The 22,861-nt window shown below is 48.0% G+C and carries 17 protein-coding genes and 1 tRNA gene; 15 read left to right on the top strand and 3 right to left on the bottom strand.

The window, feature by feature from the left end; all coding sequences use genetic code 11:
- Positions 1 to 56: 56 nt before the first annotated feature.
- The 7 genes from fdhE (at position 57) to ABD980_RS10945 (ending at position 8,844) form a co-directional block, all read left to right on the top strand.
- Positions 57 to 995, top strand: coding sequence for a formate dehydrogenase accessory protein FdhE (gene fdhE, locus ABD980_RS10975; protein ID WP_260649679.1), 939 nt, complete (start codon positions 57 to 59; stop codon positions 993 to 995).
- Positions 992 to 2,428 carry an L-seryl-tRNA(Sec) selenium transferase gene (gene selA / locus ABD980_RS10970; RefSeq protein ID WP_345371696.1) on the top strand — a complete coding sequence of 479 codons (1,437 nt, stop codon included), beginning with the start codon at positions 992 to 994 and terminating at the stop codon, positions 2,426 to 2,428. The genes fdhE and selA overlap by 4 nt, the downstream gene beginning before the upstream one ends.
- Positions 2,425 to 4,338, top strand: a complete 1,914-nt coding sequence (gene selB / locus ABD980_RS10965; RefSeq protein ID WP_345371694.1) for a selenocysteine-specific translation elongation factor — start codon at positions 2,425 to 2,427, stop codon at positions 4,336 to 4,338. Before selA ends, selB begins: the two co-directional genes overlap by 4 nt.
- Positions 4,339 to 4,354: 16 nt before the next feature.
- Positions 4,355 to 4,450, top strand: a tRNA-Sec gene (locus tag ABD980_RS10960).
- A 62-nt stretch (positions 4,451 to 4,512) separates the two neighbouring features.
- Positions 4,513 to 5,568, top strand: coding sequence for a selenide, water dikinase SelD (gene selD / locus ABD980_RS10955; RefSeq protein WP_300648359.1), 1,056 nt, complete (start codon positions 4,513 to 4,515; stop codon positions 5,566 to 5,568).
- 72 nt (positions 5,569 to 5,640) lie between these two features.
- A complete protein-coding gene (locus ABD980_RS10950) occupies positions 5,641 to 8,091 on the top strand; it encodes a DUF3772 domain-containing protein (RefSeq protein ID WP_345371692.1) in 2,451 nt (816 codons plus the stop codon).
- An 81-nt stretch (positions 8,092 to 8,172) separates the two neighbouring features.
- A complete protein-coding gene (locus tag ABD980_RS10945) occupies positions 8,173 to 8,844 on the top strand; it encodes a peptidoglycan DD-metalloendopeptidase family protein (protein ID WP_260649684.1) in 672 nt (223 codons plus the stop codon).
- Here ABD980_RS10945 and tssG read toward each other — a convergent pair.
- A complete protein-coding gene (tssG, locus tag ABD980_RS10940) occupies positions 8,837 to 9,814 on the bottom strand; it encodes a type VI secretion system baseplate subunit TssG (protein ID WP_260649685.1) in 978 nt (325 codons plus the stop codon). The two genes, ABD980_RS10945 and tssG, sit on opposite strands and share 8 nt — an antisense overlap.
- Before the next feature lie 154 nt (positions 9,815 to 9,968).
- On the opposite strand from tssG, the gene ABD980_RS10935 reads away from it, so the two are divergent.
- From ABD980_RS10935 to tssH, 6 genes are read left to right on the top strand one after another with little or no spacing between them, the layout of a single operon-like run.
- Positions 9,969 to 12,302: a type VI secretion system Vgr family protein gene (locus ABD980_RS10935; protein ID WP_345371689.1), complete on the top strand. Its 2,334-nt coding sequence runs from the start codon at positions 9,969 to 9,971 to the stop codon at positions 12,300 to 12,302.
- A 13-nt stretch (positions 12,303 to 12,315) separates the two neighbouring features.
- The gene (locus ABD980_RS10930; RefSeq protein WP_345371687.1) at positions 12,316 to 12,771 is read left to right on the top strand and encodes a hypothetical protein; all 456 of its coding nucleotides are present in this window, start codon (positions 12,316 to 12,318) and stop codon (positions 12,769 to 12,771) included.
- A gap of 51 nt (positions 12,772 to 12,822) precedes the next feature.
- On the top strand, positions 12,823 to 15,615 hold the full coding sequence (locus ABD980_RS10925; RefSeq protein ID WP_345371685.1) for a DUF2169 domain-containing protein: 2,793 nt from the start codon (positions 12,823 to 12,825) through the stop codon (positions 15,613 to 15,615).
- On the top strand, positions 15,608 to 16,660 hold the full coding sequence (locus ABD980_RS10920; RefSeq protein WP_345371683.1) for a pentapeptide repeat-containing protein: 1,053 nt from the start codon (positions 15,608 to 15,610) through the stop codon (positions 16,658 to 16,660). Before ABD980_RS10925 ends, ABD980_RS10920 begins: the two co-directional genes overlap by 8 nt.
- Before the next feature lie 8 nt (positions 16,661 to 16,668).
- Positions 16,669 to 17,058 carry a DUF4150 domain-containing protein gene (locus tag ABD980_RS10915; RefSeq protein ID WP_260649690.1) on the top strand — a complete coding sequence of 130 codons (390 nt, stop codon included), beginning with the start codon at positions 16,669 to 16,671 and terminating at the stop codon, positions 17,056 to 17,058.
- 19 nt (positions 17,059 to 17,077) lie between these two features.
- Entirely contained in the window at positions 17,078 to 19,696 is a 2,619-nt protein-coding gene (gene tssH / locus ABD980_RS10910) for a type VI secretion system ATPase TssH (RefSeq protein WP_345371680.1), read from the top strand.
- On the opposite strand, the gene ABD980_RS10905 is transcribed toward tssH, so the two are convergent.
- Together ABD980_RS10905 and ABD980_RS10900 are read right to left on the bottom strand one after the other, a co-directional pair.
- Positions 19,666 to 20,250, bottom strand: coding sequence for a hypothetical protein (locus tag ABD980_RS10905; RefSeq protein WP_345371678.1), 585 nt, complete (start codon positions 20,248 to 20,250; stop codon positions 19,666 to 19,668). The genes tssH and ABD980_RS10905 overlap by 31 nt on opposite strands.
- A 3-nt stretch (positions 20,251 to 20,253) precedes the next feature.
- Positions 20,254 to 20,703 (bottom strand): TssQ family T6SS-associated lipoprotein, encoded by a 450-nt coding sequence (locus ABD980_RS10900; RefSeq protein WP_300646655.1) that lies wholly within the window; start codon positions 20,701 to 20,703, stop codon positions 20,254 to 20,256.
- A gap of 275 nt (positions 20,704 to 20,978) precedes the next feature.
- Here ABD980_RS10900 and tssJ point away from each other — a divergent pair, with 275 nt between their 5' ends.
- Complete coding sequence (tssJ, locus tag ABD980_RS10895) at positions 20,979 to 21,503, top strand: type VI secretion system lipoprotein TssJ (RefSeq protein WP_345371676.1); 525 nt, start codon at positions 20,979 to 20,981, stop codon at positions 21,501 to 21,503.
- Between the two features lie 20 nt (positions 21,504 to 21,523).
- A complete protein-coding gene (tssK, locus tag ABD980_RS10890) occupies positions 21,524 to 22,855 on the top strand; it encodes a type VI secretion system baseplate subunit TssK (protein ID WP_345371674.1) in 1,332 nt (443 codons plus the stop codon).
- Positions 22,856 to 22,861 lie beyond the last annotated feature (6 nt).

The raw sequence follows: 22,861 nt of genomic DNA, 5'->3' as shown, positions 1-22,861 counted from the left end.
CGTTGGCTGCTGTCGTTCTCAGAGCGATAGCAGCCGTCTTTTTCTTAGGAGTTTCGATGCAACGCATCCTACCCCGTGGTGAGATCGAAAGTTTGGATCACACCCATATTCCTCGTATTTTTCAAGCTGAATCTCGTTTTGTTTTTCAGGAGCGTGCGAGCCGTTTACGTCAATTGGCAACAGATAGTCCAATTCAAGCCTATTTGTTGCTGATGGCGCATGTGGCTGATGCCCAGCATAATGCTTTGGCCAAGTACACCGCCTTACCTGGGGCAAGTGCTGAACAAGTAGATCGAGCTCAAACACACGGCATGCCCCCATTACAAGCCACGGGTTGGCAGCGCGATCCGCAGTGGCGCCAGATCCTGGCAGATATTGTGCAAGAGGTGCTTCAGCAGCCAGATGTATTAGCGGCAGCCCAAACCGTTTTAAAAGACTTGTTGCAAGCGATAGAGCAGGAGCCAGAGCAGCTGGAAGCCTTGGCAGATGCCATGCTTGCTCGCTTTGAGGAGGGCATTGATGCGGCTCGCGCTCCTTTTGTGATGGCGGCCTTGCAGGTGTATTGGACGCGCTTAGCGGTGGATTTTGATACCGCACAATTACCAGTGATTACCCCTTTTGGTGTCTGTCCATGTTGTGGGAGCTTGCCGGTATCTACCATTGTTCGCATTGGAGGCTCGCGAGAGGGCATGCGCTATGCGACTTGTTCCCTGTGTTCTACTGAATGGCATATCGTACGGGTGACTTGTACGCATTGTGAGGACACGGAGAAAATTGCGTATCATTCTATTGCCGATGCGTCGGAGGCGATCAAAGCCGAGTCATGCGGAAAATGTCATACCTACCGTAAAATCTTCTATCAGGAAAAAGATCAAATGGTTGAAGCTGTGGCAGATGACTTAGCGAGCTTGGAGCTAGACGTACTCATGGGCGATGAGGGTTTTTTCCGCGTCAATGATAATCCGTTGTTATGGCAGAGCGCAAAGGACTCATGATTGATTCCACTTCTTTGGATCCGACGGCGTTAGCACAGCCGGCAGATTTGCCGGCTGTGGATCGGCTTTTAAGTGAGCCCGCATTTGCATTGTGGGTGCAGCAACATGGTCGTCAGCTTATCACCCAACAGCTGCGCAAGCTTTTACAGCAGCTACGCGCACAGGCTTTAGCAGGAAAACTCGCACGTAGTGAGCTCAATGTAGTGCAATTGGCAGCGCGATTTGAAAAACAACTACAACAATACCTGCAACCTCAGTTGCGTCCGATGATCAATTTGACCGGTACCGTTTTACATACAAATTTGGGCCGAGCCTTATTGCCCGATGAGGCGGTGCAAGCGGTACTGACGGCGTTGACTACCCCTGCCAATTTAGAGTTTGATGTGCGCACGGGCAAGCGTGGGGATCGAGATGATCTGGTAGAAGCTTTGATTTGTGAGTTAACTGGCGCTGAGGCCGCTACTGTGGTGAATAATAATGCCGCTGCTGTCTTGCTGATGCTAAGCACAATGGCGGCGGAACGCGAGGTGGTGGTATCGCGTGGAGAATTAGTAGAAATCGGGGGAGCGTTCCGTATCCCTGATATTATGCAGCGTGCTGGCGCTCGGTTAATCGAGGTCGGCACCACTAACCGCACCCATGCCCATGATTATGAGCAGGCTATTTGTGAGCAAACGGCGATGCTTATGAAAGTGCATTGCAGTAACTATGCTGTGGTTGGTTTTACTAAAGAGGTGAACTTGGCCGAGCTGGTACAAATCGGTCGGCGTCATGGGGTTCCTACTACGGTGGACTTAGGTAGTGGTACTTTAGTGGATTTATCACAATGGGGGCTCCCTAAAGAGCCCACAGTAAAAGAAACCATTGCGGCAGGGGCTGATGTGGTGACTTTTAGCGGGGATAAGTTATTAGGGGGACCGCAGGCTGGTCTCATTGTAGGGCGTAAAGACCTGATTCAAAGCATCAAGAAAAACCCCTTGAAAAGAGCGCTGCGTGTGGGTAAATTAACGCTTGCCGCCTTAGAGCCGGTTTTAGCCTTGTATCGTAGCCCCGAGCACTTAGCCCAGCGTCTAACCACATTACGTCTGTTAACGCGCCCTGCTGTACAGATGCAGGAACAGGCAAAAGCATTACAACCCCTGTTGCAGCAAGCACTAGGCTCGGACTATACGGTGGCAGCAGAGCCTATGCTGAGTCAAATCGGCAGTGGTGCCATGCCCATTGATGTGTTGCCCAGTTATGGCTTAGTGGTGCGCTATGTGGGGGCGGGGCGAGCTGGTGGGCCGATTATGCGTGTGGAAAAATGGTTACGTGGGCAGCAGCGCCCCGTTATTGGACGTATTCAGCACGATACCTTGTTTTTAGATTTACGCTGTTTAAGCGCGGCAGAACAAGCTATTCTGCAAGCGCAATGGAGCACCGCTTTAGCATGATTGTTGGTACAGCAGGACATATTGACCACGGTAAAACCGCTTTAGTTCACGCATTAACGGGGGTGCAGACCGACCGATTGCAAGACGAAAAAAAGCGCGGCATTACGATTGCTTTGGGTTATGCGTATACCCCATTGCCCAATGGTGATATTTTAGGTTTTGTTGACGTGCCCGGTCATGAAAACCTAGTGCATACCATGGTGTCTGGGGCGACGGGTATTGATTTTGCTATGCTCATCGTAGCAGCAGACGATGGCATTATGCCGCAGACACAAGAGCATGTGGCGATTCTATCTTTGTTAGGTATCCAGCACGGCTGTGTGGTAATTACCAAAAAAGATCGTGCGCAACCTGAGCAGATAGATGCCTTAAAACAGCAGCTGTGCGTACTATTACAACCGACGTTTTTAGCACAGGCGCCCGTATTTGTGGTTGATAGTCTATCGCAAGAGGGTATTGAGCCTTTACGTCAGTATTTATATGAACAGGCTCAGTGGTTCCAGCGTCAGGCTGCAGAAGGCTTTTTTCGTTTGGCCGTAGACCGAGTGTTTAGTCTAGAGGGACAAGGAACAGTAGTAACGGGGACTGCGTATAGTGGGTTGATTCATGCAAATAGCACCGCGGCGGATTTACGATTGATGCCGGCCGATATACCGGTACGAGTACGTGGCATTCATGCCCAAAACACGCCTAGCTCCACGGCTGTGGCAGGGCAGCGTTGTGCCTTAAATATAGCGAATTTGTCTACAGAGCAAATTCAACGTGGTGATTGGATTGCGGATGGGCGCTGTTTTAGTCCATCGACGCATATCGATGTGCGCTTGCATTTATTAAAGAGCGCAGAGGGGCTTTTAAAAACATGGACGCCTGTCCATGTGCACCTTGGAGCGGCGCATTATGTGGCTCATGTGGTGCCTTTAAGCCAAGATCGGGTGCAGGCTGGGCAGTCGGCTCTGGTGCAGTTGGTGTTTGATACGCCTATTTGTGCTATGCCCAGTGACCGCTTTATTGTGCGTAATGCCCAAGCCAAACAAACGATTGGTGGGGGTGTAGTATTAGATCCAAATGCCCCTGATCGTAAACGTCGTGCCTTAGCGCGTTTAGCATGGCTAGATGGTGTCGAGGCTTATTTAGCCGGCGACGGGCTTGCACCGCTATTACGTCAAGCGCCGTATGGTTTGGAGCAAGCCTTTTTAGAGCGACTCATTGGTGGTGACACCAAGGATTTACGCGCTCCCGAAGCCGCTTTGTGGGCACAAGCGCCTCGTCAACGTGCCCGTGTGCTGATCCATCATAATGCTTGGGAATACCTGCTGACACGCATTGAAACCGTATTGGCGGAGGCCCATGAGCGTTATCCTGATGAGCCTGGGGTCGAAGCCGCACGATTGCGTCGTATGGTGGCACCTAAGTCGTCGGATACCTTATGGTTGGCGGCGTTACATGAGCTGGTGCAGCGCCAACGTCTGGCTTTAAATGGACCTTGGTATCATTTAAGCGCCCATACAGTGAGCTTTACCCCAGAAGAAGAACCAATTGCGCATCAGTTGGTTGGGTTGTCGTATGCGGGGCAGTTTGATCCCCCTTGGGTTAGAGATATGGCAGCAACGCTTGAGGTTCCCGAGGAGCGTTTACGTGCGCTAGGGCGTAAGCTGGTACGCCAAGGGGTTTTGTTTCAGGTGGTGCGTGATTTATACTATCATCGAGATCATGTTTTGGATTTAGCGCAGCGCTTTGCGCGCTTAGCTGCCGACAAGGGTATTAAAGCGGCAGAGTTTCGTGATCATTTAGGTCTCGGGCGCAAAAGAACGATTCAAATCCTCGAGTTTTTTGAGCGAATTGGCTATACTCGTCGTTTGCGGGATCGCCATTTGATTCGTCCCGATAATACCGTCTTTCCCCATCTTTAATGGGGCTCTCTTTTACGGAAAGCATTCGTATCCGGTGATGCGGCTGGGCTTCAAACCCAGTTGGGGGTGTTAGACACTCCTAGGTAGGTTCGACTCCTGCTGCTTTCCGCCATCTTCTATTGGCCACATGTGCAACGTGTTTTGCCTTTATTTCGAGTTTCGGAGCCAATTCTCATGTCTGATATAAAAACTTCTGATGCTGTGCGTCTTACCTCTTTAGCACATGGTGGAGGCTGTGGTTGTAAAATCGCACCAGGTGTGTTGTCTGAGCTATTAGCGGCTATGCCGGCGATGTCGAACTATCCTCAACTGTTGGTGGGTACAGATACCTCGGACGATGCCGCCGTGTATCAGCTCAATGATGAGCAGGCACTGATTGCGACCACTGATTTTTTTATGCCTATTGTCGATGATCCCTATGATTTTGGGCGGATTGCGGCTACTAATGCGCTTTCTGATGTATACGCCATGGGGGGGACACCGATTATGGCACTTGCCATTGTGGGCATGCCCATTAACACCATGAGTCATACCGACATTGGTTTAATTCTTAAAGGTGGGGCAGATGTTTGTCAGGCTGCGGGGATTCCTGTGGCTGGCGGGCATTCCATTGATTCGGTGGAGCCAATTTATGGCCTAGCAGCTATGGGGTTGGTGCATCCGGCACATGTCCGTAAAAATGCAGCGGCTCAAGTAGGAGATGTGTTAATTCTTACTAAAGGCTTAGGCATTGGGGTGATGTCGGCGGCATTTAAAAAGCAGCAGCTATCTCAAGCCGATTATGCTGTGATGATCCAAAGCACAACGCAGTTGAATCGGCCAGGGAGTTTATTAGCTAAAATGGATGGGGTTCATGCGCTCACGGATGTCACTGGGTTTGGGTTGTTGGGGCATGCGTGGGAAATTGCTCGCGGTTCAAAAGTAAAAATCGAGCTGGATTTTGCGGCATTGCCGTGGTTACCGAATGTGCCAGAGCTTGCTTCGCAAGGCTTTATTACAGGGGCATCTGGGCGTAATTGGCAAGCTTATGGCGAGCATATTCAGTTAGCCGAGACAGTGACGGCTACACAGCGTGGTATGCTGACAGATCCACAGACCTCGGGAGGCTTGTTGATTTCTTGTCGTCCTGATGTGGCGCCATCTGTTTTAGCGCTTTTGCATGAGCAGGGCTTTGATTATGCCTGTCAGATTGGTCACGTTACAGCAGGCTCGGGTGTTCAGGTCAAATAAACCGCCTTGTTTGTTTAGATAAGATAAAAAGCCGCTACTATAGATGCTAGCGGTTTTTTTATAGGGGATCCTATGCCTACTTTTGTCTTTTTTCCGGCGGTATTACTGCGTGTGTTTTTGGCGTTGTCGCTGCTACTGGGCGGTTTTTATGCTACGGCACAAGCTGTGGAATCTGAGGGGGTGCGAGATATAGCTCAAGAGTTAGACCAAGCACGCACGGAGCTAAAACAAATTCAGGCGGCACTTGCCGATAGCAAAATACCATTTACGGACCAGCAGTTGGTGGATTTTCGTAATCGTTTGAATCAAGTGCAAACCAAAGCAGCAGGGATTGATACGACCATTACTCCTTTACATCAAGCCGCACAAGCACGTCTAGCGGAGTTGGGCCTGCCAGAGGATGAGGCAACAGAGACACAAGACGTTAAAAAACAGCGCTCTGCTTTGAATGAAGAGATCAGCACATTAAGTGGACAGCTTAAGATTGCGCGCTTGATTGCAGTAGAGGCTGAACAAGCCATTTCAGAAGTAGCGGCGCAACGTAGGCAACAGTTCCAAGATGTGGTGTCACAGCGAGGCCTGTCACCTTTTGCCCCATCTTTATGGCGGCAGTTACAGGAGAAATTGCCAGATGATCGCTTGGCAGTACAGAAAAGTTGGCAAAAAATTAAAGAGGCATTTGCGCCGGTAGCGTGGCAGCATAAGCTCTGGCTTGGTGTGGGGGCACTGGTGTGGGCCTTAGGTGGGATCGCCATTTGGTTTCGGTTCATCCGTTTTTTAGTCAATAAAAGCCAGCCTACGCGTTTACGTAGAAGTCTGCTTGCCATCGGTTTAATTGGTTTGTATGTGGCGATTCCTACGGGTGTGTTATTGATTTTGTTATCGGTGCTGATGTATGCCGAGGGCTTAACGCCCGAACTACTGGTATTTGTCCGACAGTTTATTGCGGTGGTGGCTTTGGCCGCTTTTATTGCAGGATTAGGTCGAGCATTATTATCGCCCCATAAGCCCACATGGCGCTTACCGAGTCTACCCAATGAAGTGGCGCAGGCGTTGCAATGGTTACCACTGACTTTAGGGGGATTAATCATTGTGCTATGGACTTTACAGCAGTTAACGCATGTGATTAGTTCAAGCTTAAGCACAGTGATGTTAACCAATGGTTTGTTAGCTTTAGGGTTAAATGCTGTGGTTGGCATAGCCGTATGGCGCGCGCAACGTTATTATCGTAAAGAGGGTGGGCTGGATTTAGGTTCAGTTTGGTTAACGGGCTTGCACCGTGTTGCTTTGCGTTTAGTAAGCTTAGCGGTGTTATGTAGTGTAATAGCTTTATTGGTTGGTTATACCGCATTAAGTAATTTGATCATCCAAGAGGTGATTTGGCTGGGCGTGGTGGTATTAACGACCTATTTGTTGTATTGCTTGCTGAGTGATGTGGCGCAAGCGGTATTAAATAATGTCCGTCAAGATGCAGCGCAAAGCCAATTGAATCAAGCGCAATGGCGATGGCGTAGTCAAGCGGTCTTATTACTTAGTGGGGGCGCTAAGCTTGGGTTATTGCTTGTAGCAGCGACGTTATTTTCTTTGCCATTTGGTGAAGACCCCGTGATTTGGTTGCAACGACGTTTGGCGTTTTTGTCGCAAGGCTTTACTTTTGGTGAGGTCACCTTAAAACCAGCCGCCTTTTTGTATGGCATGGTTGTGCTCGTGGTTGGTGGGTTGGCCGTACACAGCTTACAGGCTTGGTTAGCGAATCAGTATTTGCCTTATACGCGCTTGGATCCTAGTATGCGTTCATCGGCGGCGCGTTTGGTGAGTTATGTAGGCTACGTAGCCGCAGTAGTAGTCGCTTTATCTGCAGCCGGGATTGGTTTTGACCGAATGGCTTGGATTGTTAGTGCCTTGTCAGTAGGGATCGGTTTTGGGTTGCAGGCAGTAGTGCAAAACTTTGTTTCTGGGTTGTTGCTTTTAGCAGAGCGGCCAATTAAAGTGGGCGATTGGGTAAGCTTAGGCACGGATGTGGAGGGAAATGTGCGCCGGATCAATGCGCGTGCCACAGAGATTGAGCGCTTTGATCGTTCTACTGTAATTGTGCCAAACTCAGAGTTCATCACCAAAGTGGTGCGTAATGTGACCTTGAGTGAGCCATTGGGGCGGGGGCAAATCACCGTGGTCATGCCAGTAAATGTGGATGCACAGCAGGTGCGAGCGTGTTTATTGCGTGCGGCACAAAGCAATGAACAAGTATTAGAGGACCCCGCGCCTTTTGTGACTGTGGATGGTTTTGAGCAAAATGGTGGGATTGCATTTAGTTTGTTTTTTTATTTGCCCTCACCCCGTTTAGTGAGTGCGCAACGTAGTGAGGTCTTTTTCGCTGTGTTGGAGTTATTTGCTCAAGCTCGTTTGGCTTTACATCATACCCAGCGAATGGAGGTCATTGGCCCAGCCTCTTCAGGGGTGGAAGCGGTGGCGGCCGTGCCACCTTCAGCCGCTGATGCTTCTTCTGTAGGTAAAACAAGTTAAGGTTGTGCGATGAGCGCTTGGCAAATGGGGCGCTTTATGGTTTAGTTAAGACGATTGTTGGTTTAATAAATAAGGTAAAGCATGCGTTTTTTGGCAGTAATGATGATGGCGTTGGTGTTAGCGGCATGTGGCTCTAGCCCTAAAAAGCAACAGGCCCCTCAAGGCTATTATCGAGTGCAAAAAGGGGATACGCTTTCCAAGATTGCGCGACAGCATGGGCAAAGCGTAAATGCGTTGATGCGGAACAATAACATCCGGAACCCGAATCATATTCAAGTAGGGCAGTTATTGCGAGTGCAGGGTGGGAGTGCGAGTCCCCCAGCAGCGTCTGGTACATCTACTGTACAAGCACCCAAAGCAACGACAGCACAGTCAGTGGCGGCTCCACGGTCTATTAAGTTGATTTGGCCAGCTCCAGGCTCGCATCGTCGTGGAACAGGTCCTCAGTCTCAAGGGGTGTTTATTACGGGAGCAGAGGGCACGCCCATTAAGGCAGCGGCCGCTGGCAAGGTCATGTATGCAGGTAATGGCTTAAGAGGTTATGGCAATATGGTGATTATTAGCCATGATGCAAACTTTATTAGCGTCTATGCCCATAACAAATCGCTTGCTGTAAAAGAAGGACAGTCAGTAAAACAAGGGCAAACCATCGCGCAAATGGGGCGTACGGACACGAATACCACTCAGTTGTATTTTGAGTTGCGTTATAACGGTAAGGCCGTGGACGCAACACGCCATTTGCCGGCTAAATAATCACATCTTTAGCATGACCTAGCGCTTTGGGGCGCTGCCCTAGCCAAGTGGCCAGCCCCAAAGGCTGCGGTTTGCCTAGACGCACTCCTTGGACTTCATGCTGTTGCAAAATTAATTGCAGTTCCCAAGCAAGCTCCAACCCAATATAGTCTTGTACCCATTGTCGCAATTGTAGATAGCCACGCTGTGTGGGCAAAAAATAATGAAATTGCCCATAGGATAAGGGTCCCAGTTGTAGGCGGAATTTATATTGCGCATCATAGTATTTTTTGCCTAAAGGGTGTTCACCCAATACACCAGTGCCTAAGCGCCATTGCTGAGTTTTGGGTAAAGAAATCCATTGTGGAATATGGTTTTGTAGCTGAACAGGCACCGTAAAAAAATCACGTAATAACTGTACAAGACCAGCCGCGTTGCGTCGAGACTGAGCCAATAAGCCCGAAAAATAAAGTCGAGCGTGGGGAGCGATCAGCTCTGGACTTCCCTGAGGAGGATAGGGAATGCGGGCGAGTTGTGCCACATAGTGGCTAAAAGTCTCAGTAGGGTGGTCTAAGCTGAGCGCACACTGGTTATCTGCCCAAGCTCGATAAAACAAGCTAATTAAACGATGGTGAAAGAGGTTGGCGAACTGCGTAAACGTGGCATCATGATGATGGTGCAAACGTTGATAGGCGTATTCGGTTAAATGCAAAGGTAACGCCCCGTTTGGTCCAAACAAGCCAAAACTAGCTATATGTACATGCAGCTGTTGGTTTTTGTAGGTTGCACGTTGTAATGTAGCTGGCGCAAAAGCCAAGGACGGGTGCTGTCCTAACCGAATCGGCTCGTGCGCTGGGAGCAGGTTACGCCCTAAAGGTTTTTTTAAAGGGTAGTGATTTTCTAGCTGGCGTAATACCGCATACCAATCATAGGCGTAGGGGCGTTGTGTCAGCTGTTCATAATACGAAGACAAAAAAGACGCGTTTGACATGCGGGCTATTGTAATGAGGCATTGTGACAGTTATTTGACGAAGGTGGCGTGAGATGTTACGGCTTGGATAAGCCTTGTTACCTTTGGTAAATAACGCTTCACTTGGTTGTCATATTCGATTCTTACAATGCGTGGGTTGGTTGAGGAGATACCCATGCAAAGAATAGTTGTGGCCCATAGTCCATTTGGCTCATCTTTATTATTTAAACGTTTGGAAGGTACGGAAGCACTATCAACGGTTTTTGACTTTGATGTCGAACTGGTTAGTGAGGATGCGTCTTTAGATGCACGTCAAATTCTTGGTAAGGGCTTAGGATTAGCTATCGAGGTCGACTCAGGGCAAACGCGATATTTGCATGGTGAGGTCGTACGCTTTAGTTATATTGGTCAAGAGTTAGGTGGTCCGCGTTTGGCGCGTTATCGACTCCAGTTGCGCCCCTGGCTTTGGTATTTAGGTCGTAACCGCGATTGTAAGATTTACCAGAATCAATCCGTGGTGGAAATTCTGGACGAAGTGCTTGGTTCCTACCCCGGTTACCAATATCGCAAACAGCTCAGTGGTAGCTACGCTAACTATGAGTTTTGTGTGCAATATGAAGAGAGCGATTTGGATTTCATCCAACGCTTGATGGAGCAAGAGGGTATTTATTATTACATTGAGCATCAGGCAGATCATCATGTGGTGGTGTTATGTGATGATGTAAGCGCGCATGAGATGCTACCGCATCAGTCGAATATTGCCTATTACCCTGAAGACAGTAATGTGCTCGCCACGGAGCAAGCGATCTATGCGTGGCGTTCACATCAACAGCTACAGGGGGTAGAGTATGTGGTAGATGACTATGACTTTACGAAGTCAGCAGCCAGTTTGCGGCAGCAGCGCCGTGTCCCTTATTCGATCACCCAAGCGAATCGAGAGATTTATGATTGGCAAGCGGGTTATGCCGATCCCGATCAGGGCGAGCACTATGTACGAGTGCGGGTGGAGCAGGCGCAGTCTGCCGCTAGCCTAATTGAAGGCGAATCGAATGTTAGAGCTTTAGCTCCAGGCTATTTTTTTCATTTAAAGCAAAGTCCGCGTCAGCAAGATTGTCAAGATTACTTATTGGTAGCCGTACGCTATGAGTTGAGCGAGGCGGGGTATTACAGTGGGGACGCGACCGGTGAAGGCCGTTATCTGTTGACTTTTAGTGCGCAGCCAGCCGATATCCCTTATCGAGCTCCGTTTGTCACCCCTAAACCAAAGACCAATGGGCCCCAAACGGCAATTGTCACTGGGCCTGCTGGAGCAGAAATCTATACGGATAAGTTTCAGCGTGTCAAGGTGCTATTTCGTTGGGACCGTTATGGTTTAGCGAATGAGCAATCCTCATGTTGGATTCGCGTTTCCAACGATTCTGCAGGAGCTGGCTTTGGTTCGGTGGTGCCGCCTCGTGTTGGTCAGGAAGTGGTGGTGGACTTTATTGGTGGCAATCCTGATCGACCGGTAATTATTGGGCGCGTATACAACGACCAGCAAATGCCTGCGTTTACGCCTTCGCCCACCCAATCTGGTTTTGTGAGTCGGTCTTTTGGTGGAGGAGGCGCAGCCAATGCGAATCATTTGATTTTTGATGATGCCGCGGGGGCCGAGCTGGTGCATTTGCATGCAGAGCGTAACGCAAAAAACACCACGGAAATGAATTATGACCAGCAGGTGGGAGTGGATCACCATTTGCAAGTTGGGAATAATCACCAAATTGAGATTGGTAATAATTTAATGACGGTAATTAAGGCCATGGAGCAACGCTTAGTGCAGGCCGAGCAACGTATTCAAGTCAATAGCAATGCGCTTCATCAATATGACAGTAATTTTGAGCAGCGTATCAGTGGGATGGAAGAGCGTGTGACGGAAGCGGAGCAACGCATCCGTGTAAATAGTCATGCAATTCATCAGTATCAGGGTAACCTAGATAGTGAAATTGTAGGCAATGAGACAAAGCGCGTTAAATCGAATCATCATTTAGAGGTGGATGGAGCAGCCTCTAATCAGCAGCAATCGCTGACGTGTCTGGTGAGCCAAGATAGTAAAGAAACCGTACAGGGCAATAAAGACACCACTGTGCAGGGCACTTTTTGGCATCGAGCAAAAGAGTTAGTGGAAATTACAGAAAGCAAGAAATTTACTGTGAAGCCTTATAGCATGGGGGTAACGGGGATGAGCGTAAGCGGCACGCTGGTTAGCGCGAGTGCGACGCTTGCAAGTGCTAGTGCTACAGGTGTGAGTGCTTCTTATAAAGGCCATGAAATCAAGACGAAGAGGACCAAAGAAGATATTGCAGCTAAAGAACGTTCAATCAGGCTGTCAGAGATTCGCAGCGAGGTCCTGGTGAGATCAATGATTGGTGTGAAAAAAAAGCAGGCTGGGATGCAGCGTGAGATGAGCGGCTTAAAAAACAGTATGAGCGCCTTGGACAGTCGTACTAACGGCTTAACGAGTGTGAACTAAGGGGGCAGTGGTGATGTTGGGGTATGTAGGAGCAGTATTTAATTGGATCGGGCTGTACGCATTTCTTATCGGGGCGATCGCAATGATCATTGCCGGGATAGTGCGGTATTACAAGAAGAGCACCACATTGCTGGATAATATCGTCTTTCTTGGCATGATATTGTTTTTTTTGGCCGTGCATTTCTTGGTGTTTAAACCCTTTTTGATTGATCCACGTAATGACCAGCTTTATCTGGCAGAGCATGGCGTGACCACTAAGGGGTGTATTAGTTCTTTAGAAGACACCGCGGTGTATAGGAATGGGATGCCTGTATTAAAGATGTTGATGCGATATGATTTTGGTGACAAGGCTTATGAAACCGTGGTCGAGCAAGCGATTCCCTATTCTGTCTTATCAGAGGTGCGAGTCGGGCGGTGTTTCGCGTTATTAGTCGACCCTGACAATCCGCGGCGTGTGATCTTGCGCTAAACATAACCCTAAATCATAACTAAAAACCAAAAAATGAGCCGCCGTTGAGTCATGTCTATTAAAGCGATTAAGCCATTACGGCTCTCTTTATTGTATCGCCCCTATCAGTGGCATGGTGCTAATCATTTAGCGGTTACGGCGGTGGCATTGGTGGATTTCTCGGGGCCTCGGCCTTTGTTAGTATCCGATATGGAGTTATGGCGCCAGTGTATTCCAGAAATGGATTGTGAGGGTTTATTGGATTTAGTGTTACCCAAACAGGTACCGGAATACTTAGTGGCCGCCCAAGCGTATACGACACACCAAGATCAAAAAAACCAAGTGATGGTGAAAGCAAAGGTAGGCGAGCTAGAAAAATCCTTGGTGGTATTTGGGCAAAGGCATTGGGTTGATGAGAGAACTTTTTCCGTGCCCCAAGCGTTTGAATGCATGCCATTGCATTGGGCGCATACGTATGGGGGAGTAAACTTCGCCAACAACCCTCAGGGTAAAGGGATAGATACCGACCCGTACATAGGGCAGGTGCTTTTGCCTAATGTGGAAGGGTTAACAGATCGAGTGCAGCAGCGGCGAGATCAAGGTAAACCGGCATCCTTTGGGCCAATCCCTATGTTGTGGCCACAGCGTTATCAATATATAGGAAGCTATACAGATCATTGGCGGCAGTACGAGTCCCCCGGTTTTTTTGCAGATATGAGTCCATTATTTTTTAATGCGGCAGCAGAGGATCAGCGGTGGTCACAGCGCGACGAGGTGCCTTTAGGTGCGGATTTTGCTTTTTGGCATATGCACCCCACTAAAGCCTGTTGGCAAGGGCGTTTACCTGAGTGGCGGATCCGGTGCTTTATGCAACAAAAAGTAGCCGGGGTGTGGCAGGATAAGGAAATGCCCTTACGAGCGACAACCGTGTGGTTTATTCCACATCAAGAGCGTGCCGTGCTGCTTTTTCATGGCAGTGTGCCGGTCGCTGAACATGATGCCAGTGATGTAAAAACATTGATGGTAGGGCTGGAGGAGTCGGAGACGTTTGTGCATTCAGCCGAGCATTACTTTGCCATTATGCATAAGCGATTAGACCCAAAGCTTGGGGGCTTATATGTGGAGGCGGATGAACAGCTGATTCCTCCTGCGCTTATGGCCCCCTTGGATTTGGGAATAGAAGCCGTGCAACAAAGTGCGACATGGATCAAAAGTCAGAATCTTCAAAATCAACGGCTGATGGATCACAAGGCGTTTTTTGAAGAAATCGGCGAGGATCCTGAGTGGTATCGGATTGAGCAAATGGGGCCACCCCCACCGGATGATCCGATTTATCAGTCAGATGAGGATTTTTTTTCTACATCTGTAGCAGAGCATTTTGAGCAAGAAAAAGCTGAAGTTGATAAAAACCATGAAAAAATCCTTCGAGCGTCGGGTTTGTCTGCCGAACAGCAAGCGTATTTCTTACAAAAAAAACCGACTTCTGTATTGAGTGAAGCCCCTGATGGCGAGGATACGGCCTCCCCTCATCGAGGACCGCCTGCCCCTCTTAAAGAGGAGCTAAGAGAGTTGCAATTATTACAACAAGTGCTTGGCAAAGATGGGCAGGTAAACGGTGAGGCGCTGACTGAGCTTGCTCCTGATTTAGCTTCTAGTTTTTCTCGGCTTGATATACCCAAAAAGGTGGCGGTACCGGAGTCGTCTAGTTTGATAAAGTGGTTAGAGTCAGAGCGTGGGGCCGAGCCTGTTGATGCTGATTTCTTAGGGCAGATGGAGCGCCTAGAGGCGTTACGTCAACAGATGTACTTAGTGAGTGCACAAAATCAGTCTCCCGTGTATCCGTTAAGTGACACAGAAAATGAACAGGCAAAAAAGCGGTTTTTACAGAAAATAGCGCAGCAGGAGGGCATCGCGCATGTGGATTTTTCTGGGATGAGGTTAAGCGGCTTGAGCTTAACAGAGGCGGATTGTTCTCAAGCTTGGCTTGAGGGCACGGATTTATCGCATGCTCATTTTTCTCATTGTGTATTTGATGAGGCGGTATTAACGCGGGCGAATTTGAGTCATGCGCGTTTTGAGCATTGTCGCTTTATTAAGACCAATTTAGCGCAAGGGCAATGTGAGCAAGCCTATTTTGTCGAGTGTACCTTTGAAAATGTAGAACTAGAGGGCATACAACTTGCTCAGAGTTATTTTATGGATTGCGATTTCCAACAGCTGTTTATCGAGGAGCTGGATTTTAGCTCTTGTGTAATCCAAGGCGGCACCATGCAAAGTGTGATGTGTGATCGGAGTCAGTTTCAGCACAGCAAATGGCTGAATGTGCAGTTTAAAAAAGTCACTTGGCAGCAGTGTGAATTTTTGGATTTTATGTTTGAAGGGTGTGAGTTTGATAGCTGTGGCTTTTTTATGAATCGTATAGAAGCGCTAATTTTTAGCGCGTGCGCGATGAATAATTCGGCACTGCACTATCAAAATCAGGTACAGCAATTTGCCATGTTGGCGTGCGACGCTTACCAATGTTTTTTTAGGGAAATGAACTTCGCGCAGGCGGACTTTTCTTTGAGTCGGTTAGAAATGTGTGATTTTACGCATTGCGATTTAAGTGAAGCGGTTTTTTATCGTTGTGATGCACACAAGGCAAATTTTACCCACGCCCATTTACACCAAGCGAACTTCCACCAAGCCAGTTTAATCGAAGCGTGTTTTAAAGCCGCTGATATGCGTTTTGCGAATTTCAAAGAAGCGAACTTGTTCAGAGTAGATGCAAGCCTGGCGCATTTGGATGATAGTACGGTATTACATGGGGCTTATAGTAAAGAGATCAACATTTACCCCCAACGTCAGGAATACCAACATGAATAAAGAGACCTTGATTCGTTTGGGGCAGATAGGGGATAGTGCGACGCAAGTGGTATTAGAAGGGTTGCATTTAACCCAAGCGGATCTTGCTGCAATGAGCTTTGATGAGGTGCGCTTTAGCAATTGCCACTTTGTAGAAGTGGATTTTTCCGAGTGTGATGTTCAGACTTGTTCTTTTGAACACGTGATTTTTGAGCGTTGTGATTGGCAAGGGGCGATATGGAATGAAACGCATTTTACTGCTTGTCGTTTTCTTGACTGCACATTGCAGACGCTGACGTCGCAAAAAAATATATTTACACAGGTGAGATGGCAAAACTGTGATTTGAGCTATGCCTGCTTTAAAGAGGATCATTTTTCTCAGGTACAAAAAGAGCAGGTGATCGTTGAGTTCGCTACTTATATGGCGATCAGAAGTGAAGCCACAGAGTGGATTGAGACGCATTTTCATCAATTTACTTTTTATCAGGTGGAAATAAAAACACTGCAGTTCCAAGGTTGCTCCTTTGATAAAACCGTTTTTATGGAATCGGATTTATCGGGTATGGATTGGCGCCATATGCAGTTGCCTTGCTGTCAATTTATTGATTGCGCAATGCAGAACATACAGCTTGATGAGGCGGATGTGACACAGTGTAGTTTTAAGGGCTGTGATTTGCGCTGCAGCTCTTTTGTACAGGCACAAGCTAAATACGCATTATTTCCTTATGCACAATTGGAACAAGCCCAGTTTACTCAGGCTGATTTGGCTCACTCATTATGGGTGCATAGTCAGGCGCAACGGGTTTGCTGGCAAGAGGCGTGTTTAACACAAGCGGTTTTTCACCATGCGGATGTGGCAAAGAGTCGCTTTGTGCGTGCCGACTTAGATGCCGCGGATTTTTCTTACGCGAGTGTGCTGGGGGCGGATTTTTCTGCTGCGCAGTTTGCGCGCACGCGTTTTCATGCTGCGATCACAGAGGATGTAGGGTTAAAAAAGCACCCTCGTGTGTTGGCCTGTGACTCGGCTTTGTATGAAGCCGAGCTGTGGACGCAAGCGTATCGTTAGGAGTATTCATGTTTAGTAATACGCAAATGATGGGGTTGGACATTGGTTTTCCTGATGTGTGTTTAACCCCACCGGCCCTGACACCGGTTCCTTATCCTGATTTAGCCTTAGGGCCAACAGCAATACCTGTTTGTTTTAATATTTTGCACTGCTTTGCTCCAGTTCATAATTTGATGACCATCACTCCGATCACAAATGGTGATAATTTGGGGATCGCGACAGGGGTGATTTCGCATACGGTAATGGGGCCATCTATGCCTAGAACAGGCGCTTTTACCTTTTTGAATCGTTTTGCACCAACAACGCGCTTAACCTCGATCAATACCCAGAATTCAATCAATACCGTGGGCATGCGTGTGGTGCCAAGTCAACCTAAAGTGCTGGTATTAGCCCCTTAATGTAAAGACGAGATGTTTTATGTCGGAATTTAATCGTGCCGAACTGTTTGCTCGGCTTAATCCCTTAAGTTATCAGGCATTAGAGGGGGCGACGGCATTTTGTAAGCTGCGTGGGCACCCTTATGTGGAATTAGTGCATTGGGTTTATCAGCTTATCAACACGACGCAGTCTGATTGGCAAGTGCTTTTGCAGCAGGCCGAAGTCGATGAGGTAGCATTGGAGCAAGATATTTTGCGCGCCTTAGATCGACTACCTAAAGGGGCGGGGGCGATTTCAGATTTGTCACATCATATTGATGAGGTGGTACAGAGCGCCTGGTTATATGCCTCATTGCAATGCCAGCGAGCGCAGATTCGTAGTGGGGATTTGTTGATCGCAACATTGCAACACGCGAGTCTGAAACAAGTGCTAAGGCAGATGTCCTCCCAGTTTGCTCGGGTTTCGCTAGAGACGGTATTACAAACAGCAAATCAGTGGCAGGCGCTATCCGCTGAGCAGGAATCAAATCGGGAGCACAGCGCGGAAGCGACCGCTATGAGTTCGGTGTTAGAGCAATATGCGCAGAATTTAACACAAAAAGCGCGTGAAGGAGCACTGGATCCGGTTTTAGGGCGTGACGATGAAATTCGACAGATGATCGATATTTTATTGCGTCGCCGGCAGAATAATCCCTTATTAGCTGGCGAGGCAGGGGTGGGGAAAACGGCGATTGTAGAAGGCTTAGCACAGCGATTGGTTCATAAAGAAGTACCGCCGGCGTTGCAAGGAGTAGAGCTGTACTTGTTAGATATGGGGCTGTTGCAAGCAGGGGCTGGTGTTAAAGGAGAGTTTGAAAAGCGTTTGGTTCAGCTTTTAGAAAGTGTAGAACAAAGCCCGGTACCTATTATTTTATTTATTGATGAAATTCATACTTTGATTGGAGCGGGGGGCACAGAAGGTACGGGTGATGCCGCAAACTTATTAAAACCTGCTTTAGCGCGTGGCCAACTGCGTACGATTGGGGCGACAACTTGGAGTGAATATAAAAAATACATTGAAAAAGACCCTGCTTTAACGCGTCGCTTTCAGGTAGTCACCGTTGAGGAGCCGACGGCAGAGCAAGCACGAGAAATGTTGCAAGGCATAGCAAATCATTTAAGTGAACATCATCAGGTATTAATTTTAGATGAGGCCATACGTAGTGCAGTACAACTGTCGCAACGCTATATCCCAGCACGTCAGCTGCCGGATAAAGCCGTAGCTTTATTGGACACGGCGGCAGCTCGGGTGGTAATTAGTCAGCATACTCTTCCCGCTCCAGTGGAGCGGGCACAACGGGAACTGGATCGCTTACATTTAGAGTATGCGCTTTATCAAAAAGAAAAACGACTTGGGTTAAGCGATGCTCAGATGGGCACGCAGTTAGAAGAGGAGCTAGAGCAGGCAGCAGAACAATTAGCAATCTGGGAAAAGCGTTGGCAACAGGAGCGCGCACTAACTCAAGAGATTGTGCTGACACAACGGCAGTTATGTGATGATCTCGAAGCAGAGGCGGGTTTTGATCTACAAGAACGGCTTTTTGTGCTGCGGGATCAGCTTTTTGCTCTGCAGGGGGAGCAGCCTTTGGTGTATGCGATGGTGGATACAGCGATAGTAGCTGCTGTGGTGGCTGACTGGACCGGTATTCCTGTTGGCCGTATGGTTAAAAATGAGTTGGATGATGTCTTGCAATTAGCGCCTCGTTTGGCGCAGCGGGTGTTGGGTCAAGATCATGCTTTAACACAAATCGCACAGCGTATTCAAAGCGCACGCGCCCGTATTTTAGATCCACACAAACCAGCGGGGGTGTTTTTGCTTTGTGGCCCTAGCGGTGTAGGCAAAACAGAAACCGCGTTAGCGTTAGCGGATGCATTGTATGGGGGCGAGCATAATGTCATCACCATCAACATGAGTGAGTTCCAAGAAGCGCATACTGTATCCGCTTTAAAAGGTGCACCACCCGGCTATGTGGGCTATGGTGAGGGCGGGCGCTTAACTGAGGCTGTACGGCGTAAGCCTTATAGTGTGGTTTTACTCGATGAAATTGAAAAAGCGCATCCCGATGTGCATGAATTGTTTTTTCAGGTTTTTGATAAGGGCTGGATGGAGGATGGGGAAGGGCGGCGTGTGGATTTTAGAAACACCTTAATTTTGCTTACTTCGAATGTTGGCACCGATGAGATTGCGGACTGGTGTGAACAGCAAGCGTCAGCGGATCTTGAACAATTGGAGTCTGTTTTACGCCCAGCTTTACTTGATGTGTTTCCGCCAGCTTTATTAGGGCGCATGACGGTAATTCCTTATTTGCCGTTAGACGTAGAGCGCTTGGCTCGTATTGCCCGCTTGCAGTGGCAGCGCTTAGCACAACGTGTATACACACACTATCAAGCACAATTGCACCTATCTGAGGCGGCGTTACAGCTATTATTGGCGCGTTGTCGTCATGGTGAGTCAGGCGGCAGAATGATCGAGGCCGCGTTGAACCAATATATTATGCCCAAATTGAGCCAGTATCTATTGCAGGCCACCTTGGATCAGGCCGTGGCCGCAGAGATCAAGGTCTGTGCGGCTCAAGACGAGTTCGTTTTTTATTTTAATAGCCCACTTAGTGGGTCATGAGGGGCGTTAAGTTGGTTTGGTTGAAGTTGCTCCAATGGGTTTGCGCTATTACGCTGGGTAGCCCGCTCCGCATCAAATGGATGTGTGCTATCCAAATCCATTGCACCAACTGGTACCACCCCAGGACTATTTAAAAGGTCTGCAAACGGGTCATCAAGAACAGGGGGCGTAAGAGTGGAACCAGTGGGTGCCGCCTGTTCTGGTGTATCTGATATGACAGGGGATGGTACGTTTGGTATCGCCGTTTGTTGTGGTGTTTCTTCAGGCAGCTGCCTGATATGCCAGTCGCCAATTTGTAAAGTACACACTGGTGTCCAGTGAGCACGTTGCTTAAAAGCTAAATTTTGCTGATTCACTTGCACCGGTGTTTGTGTGCTGAGACAGATAACCTCATGGCCCTGTTGAGCCTGAGGACGGATGGCTACACAAAAAGGCGCAAGAGTAGGGTCGTCGATTAACACCCAGTCATTTAAGGCATGACTGCCGATCAGAACTCCTTGTGATGTAAAAGTTTTTTCTGTTTGAGTTGCTGGATTCTTGAGCTGAAATTTCATGTTTTACTCCTGCTTGATCCACACCCGAGAGGAGCGTATTTTTTTGCTTTCTGTGGCAAAAATTGGCCCCCATACAGGGTGAGTGTTTTCTGCTTTACTTAATAAATAACCGGGGTTTTCTTCGAGTAAGTCTTGAAATTGCTGGCGGCAGGCGGGTTTGTCGCCTAGTGTGCAGTAGCTAAAAGCTTGGTATTTTCTTGCTTCCGTTTTGAAGTGCAAAGAGCCGGATTGCATCAGAGGCTCTTCTTGTAGCTGGGTTAATAAGTTTTGGTATTCACCCTCTAGGTAAAGCTGTTCAATATGCGTTAAGGTTTCTTGCTCTTTGGGATCGGGGTATGGCGTGTTGGATGAAGGCGTTTGTGCGCAGGCAGCTAATACGCTTGCTGTAAAAACGATAAATATACGGCGCCAAGATGTGAATAAAAACAAGTTTTTAATAAAAGTCATTTTCATGAATAATAAAAATAGATGTATTGAAAGAATGCCTTACCTTATCTATTATTTATGACAAAATTATTTCATTACATATATTAATTAAGTCATTGATTTTTTTTGTTTTTCTCATGGGTTTTGGAAACAAGATGTAACTAATGTGACGGGTTTTAATTTTATGTGTCCGTCATATTGGCGTAACAAACCCAATTGATAATGACCACAATTTGTAGCGCAATTAAAATTATTTTATTGGTTTAAATAAAAATTGCGATAAATGTAGGGTGGTCTTTGAAGTGAAAAATACTGCAAAAAGCCGGCGTTATGTTTTGGCGCTTTTTTTAAGTGCTGGCGCGTATTGCTTAAGTGGATGTGCGGCGACCGAAAACCAGCTAGCGATTCCTTATGCTATTCAGCTGGTAGGCACTGCCGATCAAAACTTAACACAGCAAAATCAGGCAGCTCCGCTGCAGATTACCGTCTTTCAATTGCGAGCTGCTGATCGATTTGAGGCGGCCGATTATTTTGGTTTGGTGCGGCAGCCACAACAGGTGTTAGGCGATCAGCTTTTGGGGCATGAGGCGGTTGTGGTGGAGCCAGAGCAAAAACAATGGGTTTCTTCTAGTGGCGATGTAAATGCCCGTTATGTAGGCGTTGTTGCGGGTTATAGAGATTTAAACCAGAGTCAATGGCGTTTAGTTATGCCTTTGCCTGAAGCAAAAAAAACCAATATTTATAAATTTTGGCAGTTCTCTCCTAAGCAAGCAGAAGTACGTGTGGTGTTAACTCGACAGGGCTTGCAATTAGATTCTTCTTTTTAGCGCATTTTGAAGTGGTACCCATGGCAAAGATTATCTGGACCGAGGGCATGTTTTTACGCCCTCAGCATTTTCAATATTTAGATCAGTATTTCACCACGCAAGCAATGCGCCAGCAGTGTAGCTTAGCTCACCATTATTGGGGGTTTACGCAGTTACGTCTGGATGAGGACGCCTTGGCTTTTGGTCATATCCAAATCCAACAGGCAGCGGGCGTTTTGCCAGATGGCACGGTATTTAGCATGGATGCACAACAAGCTCCTAAAGCCCTTGTGGTGCCGGATAACACTTATGCGCAACAGGTGTTTCTTGCTTTGCCTAAGTTGCGCGCCCAAGATGTGGAGGTCTGCTTTGAGGAGCAAGCCCATAGCGCGGCACGTTATCAAGTGGTAGAAACGGAAGTATTGGATCGCTGCGATCCTCATAATGAGCCGGCCTTAGTGCAGCAAGGTAGACTGCGCTGGCAACTATTGTTAGAAGATCAAGTGGATGGCGATTGGGTGGTGCTGCCGATAGCTGTGATTAAAGAAAAAAACACACAGACGGCGGTGCATCTGGATGAGTCATTTATTGTGCCTTGTCTCCATCATACAGTGTCAACACGCTTGAACGCCTACATTAAAGAGGTATATAGCCTAGTCAGTGCGCGTAGCGAGCTGTTAGCTCAACGTCTTCAACACCTAAGCCAACTGCATGCGGGCGATATGTCAGAGCTGTTAGCGTTGCATAGCTTAAATACGTATAAAAATCGTTTATGGGGGGTGTTACAGCTGCCTCATCATCACCCTGAGGCACTGTATTTATTATTGTTGGAGTTGTTGGGCGGATTAAGCACGTTTCACCAACCCAGTAAACAGCCGCTTGCATGTCCCACCTATGTGCATCAGGATTTGCGTCAAAGTTTTGAACCGCTCATGCAGTCTCTGCGGGTTGTGTTGAACCAAATGTTGGATCAAATGGCGATTCGTATTGAGCTGGTTGATAAAGGGCATGGAGTGCGAGTGGGGCAGGTCACTGATACTCATCTATGGCAAAGTGCACGATTTGTGATTGCTGTACGGGCTGATTTGCCCGAAGAGCAAGTGCGACAGCATTTTCCCGCTCAGGCTAAGCTGGGTCCTGTGGATAGGATTCGGGATTTGGTGCATTTGCAATTACCAGGGGTGATATTACGAAGTTTAAGCCATGTGCCGAGAGAGCTTCCCGTCCATGCTGGTTATGTATATTTTGCGCTAGAGCAACAAGGGGAAATGTGGCAGCAGCTTCAACATAAAGGGGCATTGGCGTTGCATTTGGCAGGTGAGTTTCCAGGTCTGGATTTAACTTGCTGGGCCATTCGAGTCCCAACCGTGTAGGTGATG

Source organism: Paenalcaligenes hermetiae (genome assembly GCF_039543645.1).
Lineage (GTDB): Bacteria > Pseudomonadota > Gammaproteobacteria > Burkholderiales > Burkholderiaceae_B > Paenalcaligenes > Paenalcaligenes hermetiae.
This window is presented reverse-complemented; position numbering and strand designations above follow the sequence as displayed.

Excerpts from the sequence above, each read along its gene's own strand:
- ABD980_RS10945 (WP_260649684.1), top strand. The coding sequence starts at position 8,173 with ATGCGTTTTTTGGCAGTAATGATGATGGCGTTGGTGTTAGCGGCATGT.
- tssH (WP_345371680.1), top strand. The coding sequence starts at position 17,078 with ATGTCGGAATTTAATCGTGCCGAACTGTTTGCTCGGCTTAATCCCTTA.
- ABD980_RS10925 (WP_345371685.1), top strand. The coding sequence starts at position 12,823 with ATGTCTATTAAAGCGATTAAGCCATTACGGCTCTCTTTATTGTATCGC.
- selB (WP_345371694.1), top strand. The coding sequence starts at position 2,425 with ATGATTGTTGGTACAGCAGGACATATTGACCACGGTAAAACCGCTTTA.
- ABD980_RS10930 (WP_345371687.1), top strand. The coding sequence starts at position 12,316 with ATGTTGGGGTATGTAGGAGCAGTATTTAATTGGATCGGGCTGTACGCA.
- fdhE (WP_260649679.1), top strand. The coding sequence starts at position 57 with ATGCAACGCATCCTACCCCGTGGTGAGATCGAAAGTTTGGATCACACC.
- ABD980_RS10915 (WP_260649690.1), top strand. The coding sequence starts at position 16,669 with ATGTTTAGTAATACGCAAATGATGGGGTTGGACATTGGTTTTCCTGAT.
- ABD980_RS10905 (WP_345371678.1), bottom strand. The coding sequence starts at position 20,250 with ATGAAATTTCAGCTCAAGAATCCAGCAACTCAAACAGAAAAAACTTTT.
- ABD980_RS10935 (WP_345371689.1), top strand. The coding sequence starts at position 9,969 with ATGCAAAGAATAGTTGTGGCCCATAGTCCATTTGGCTCATCTTTATTA.
- selD (WP_300648359.1), top strand. The coding sequence starts at position 4,513 with ATGTCTGATATAAAAACTTCTGATGCTGTGCGTCTTACCTCTTTAGCA.
- tssK (WP_345371674.1), top strand. The coding sequence starts at position 21,524 with ATGGCAAAGATTATCTGGACCGAGGGCATGTTTTTACGCCCTCAGCAT.
- ABD980_RS10920 (WP_345371683.1), top strand. The coding sequence starts at position 15,608 with ATGAATAAAGAGACCTTGATTCGTTTGGGGCAGATAGGGGATAGTGCG.
- tssG (WP_260649685.1), bottom strand. The coding sequence starts at position 9,814 with ATGTCAAACGCGTCTTTTTTGTCTTCGTATTATGAACAGCTGACACAA.
- ABD980_RS10950 (WP_345371692.1), top strand. The coding sequence starts at position 5,641 with ATGCCTACTTTTGTCTTTTTTCCGGCGGTATTACTGCGTGTGTTTTTG.
- ABD980_RS10900 (WP_300646655.1), bottom strand. The coding sequence starts at position 20,703 with ATGAAAATGACTTTTATTAAAAACTTGTTTTTATTCACATCTTGGCGC.
- selA (WP_345371696.1), top strand. The coding sequence starts at position 992 with ATGATTGATTCCACTTCTTTGGATCCGACGGCGTTAGCACAGCCGGCA.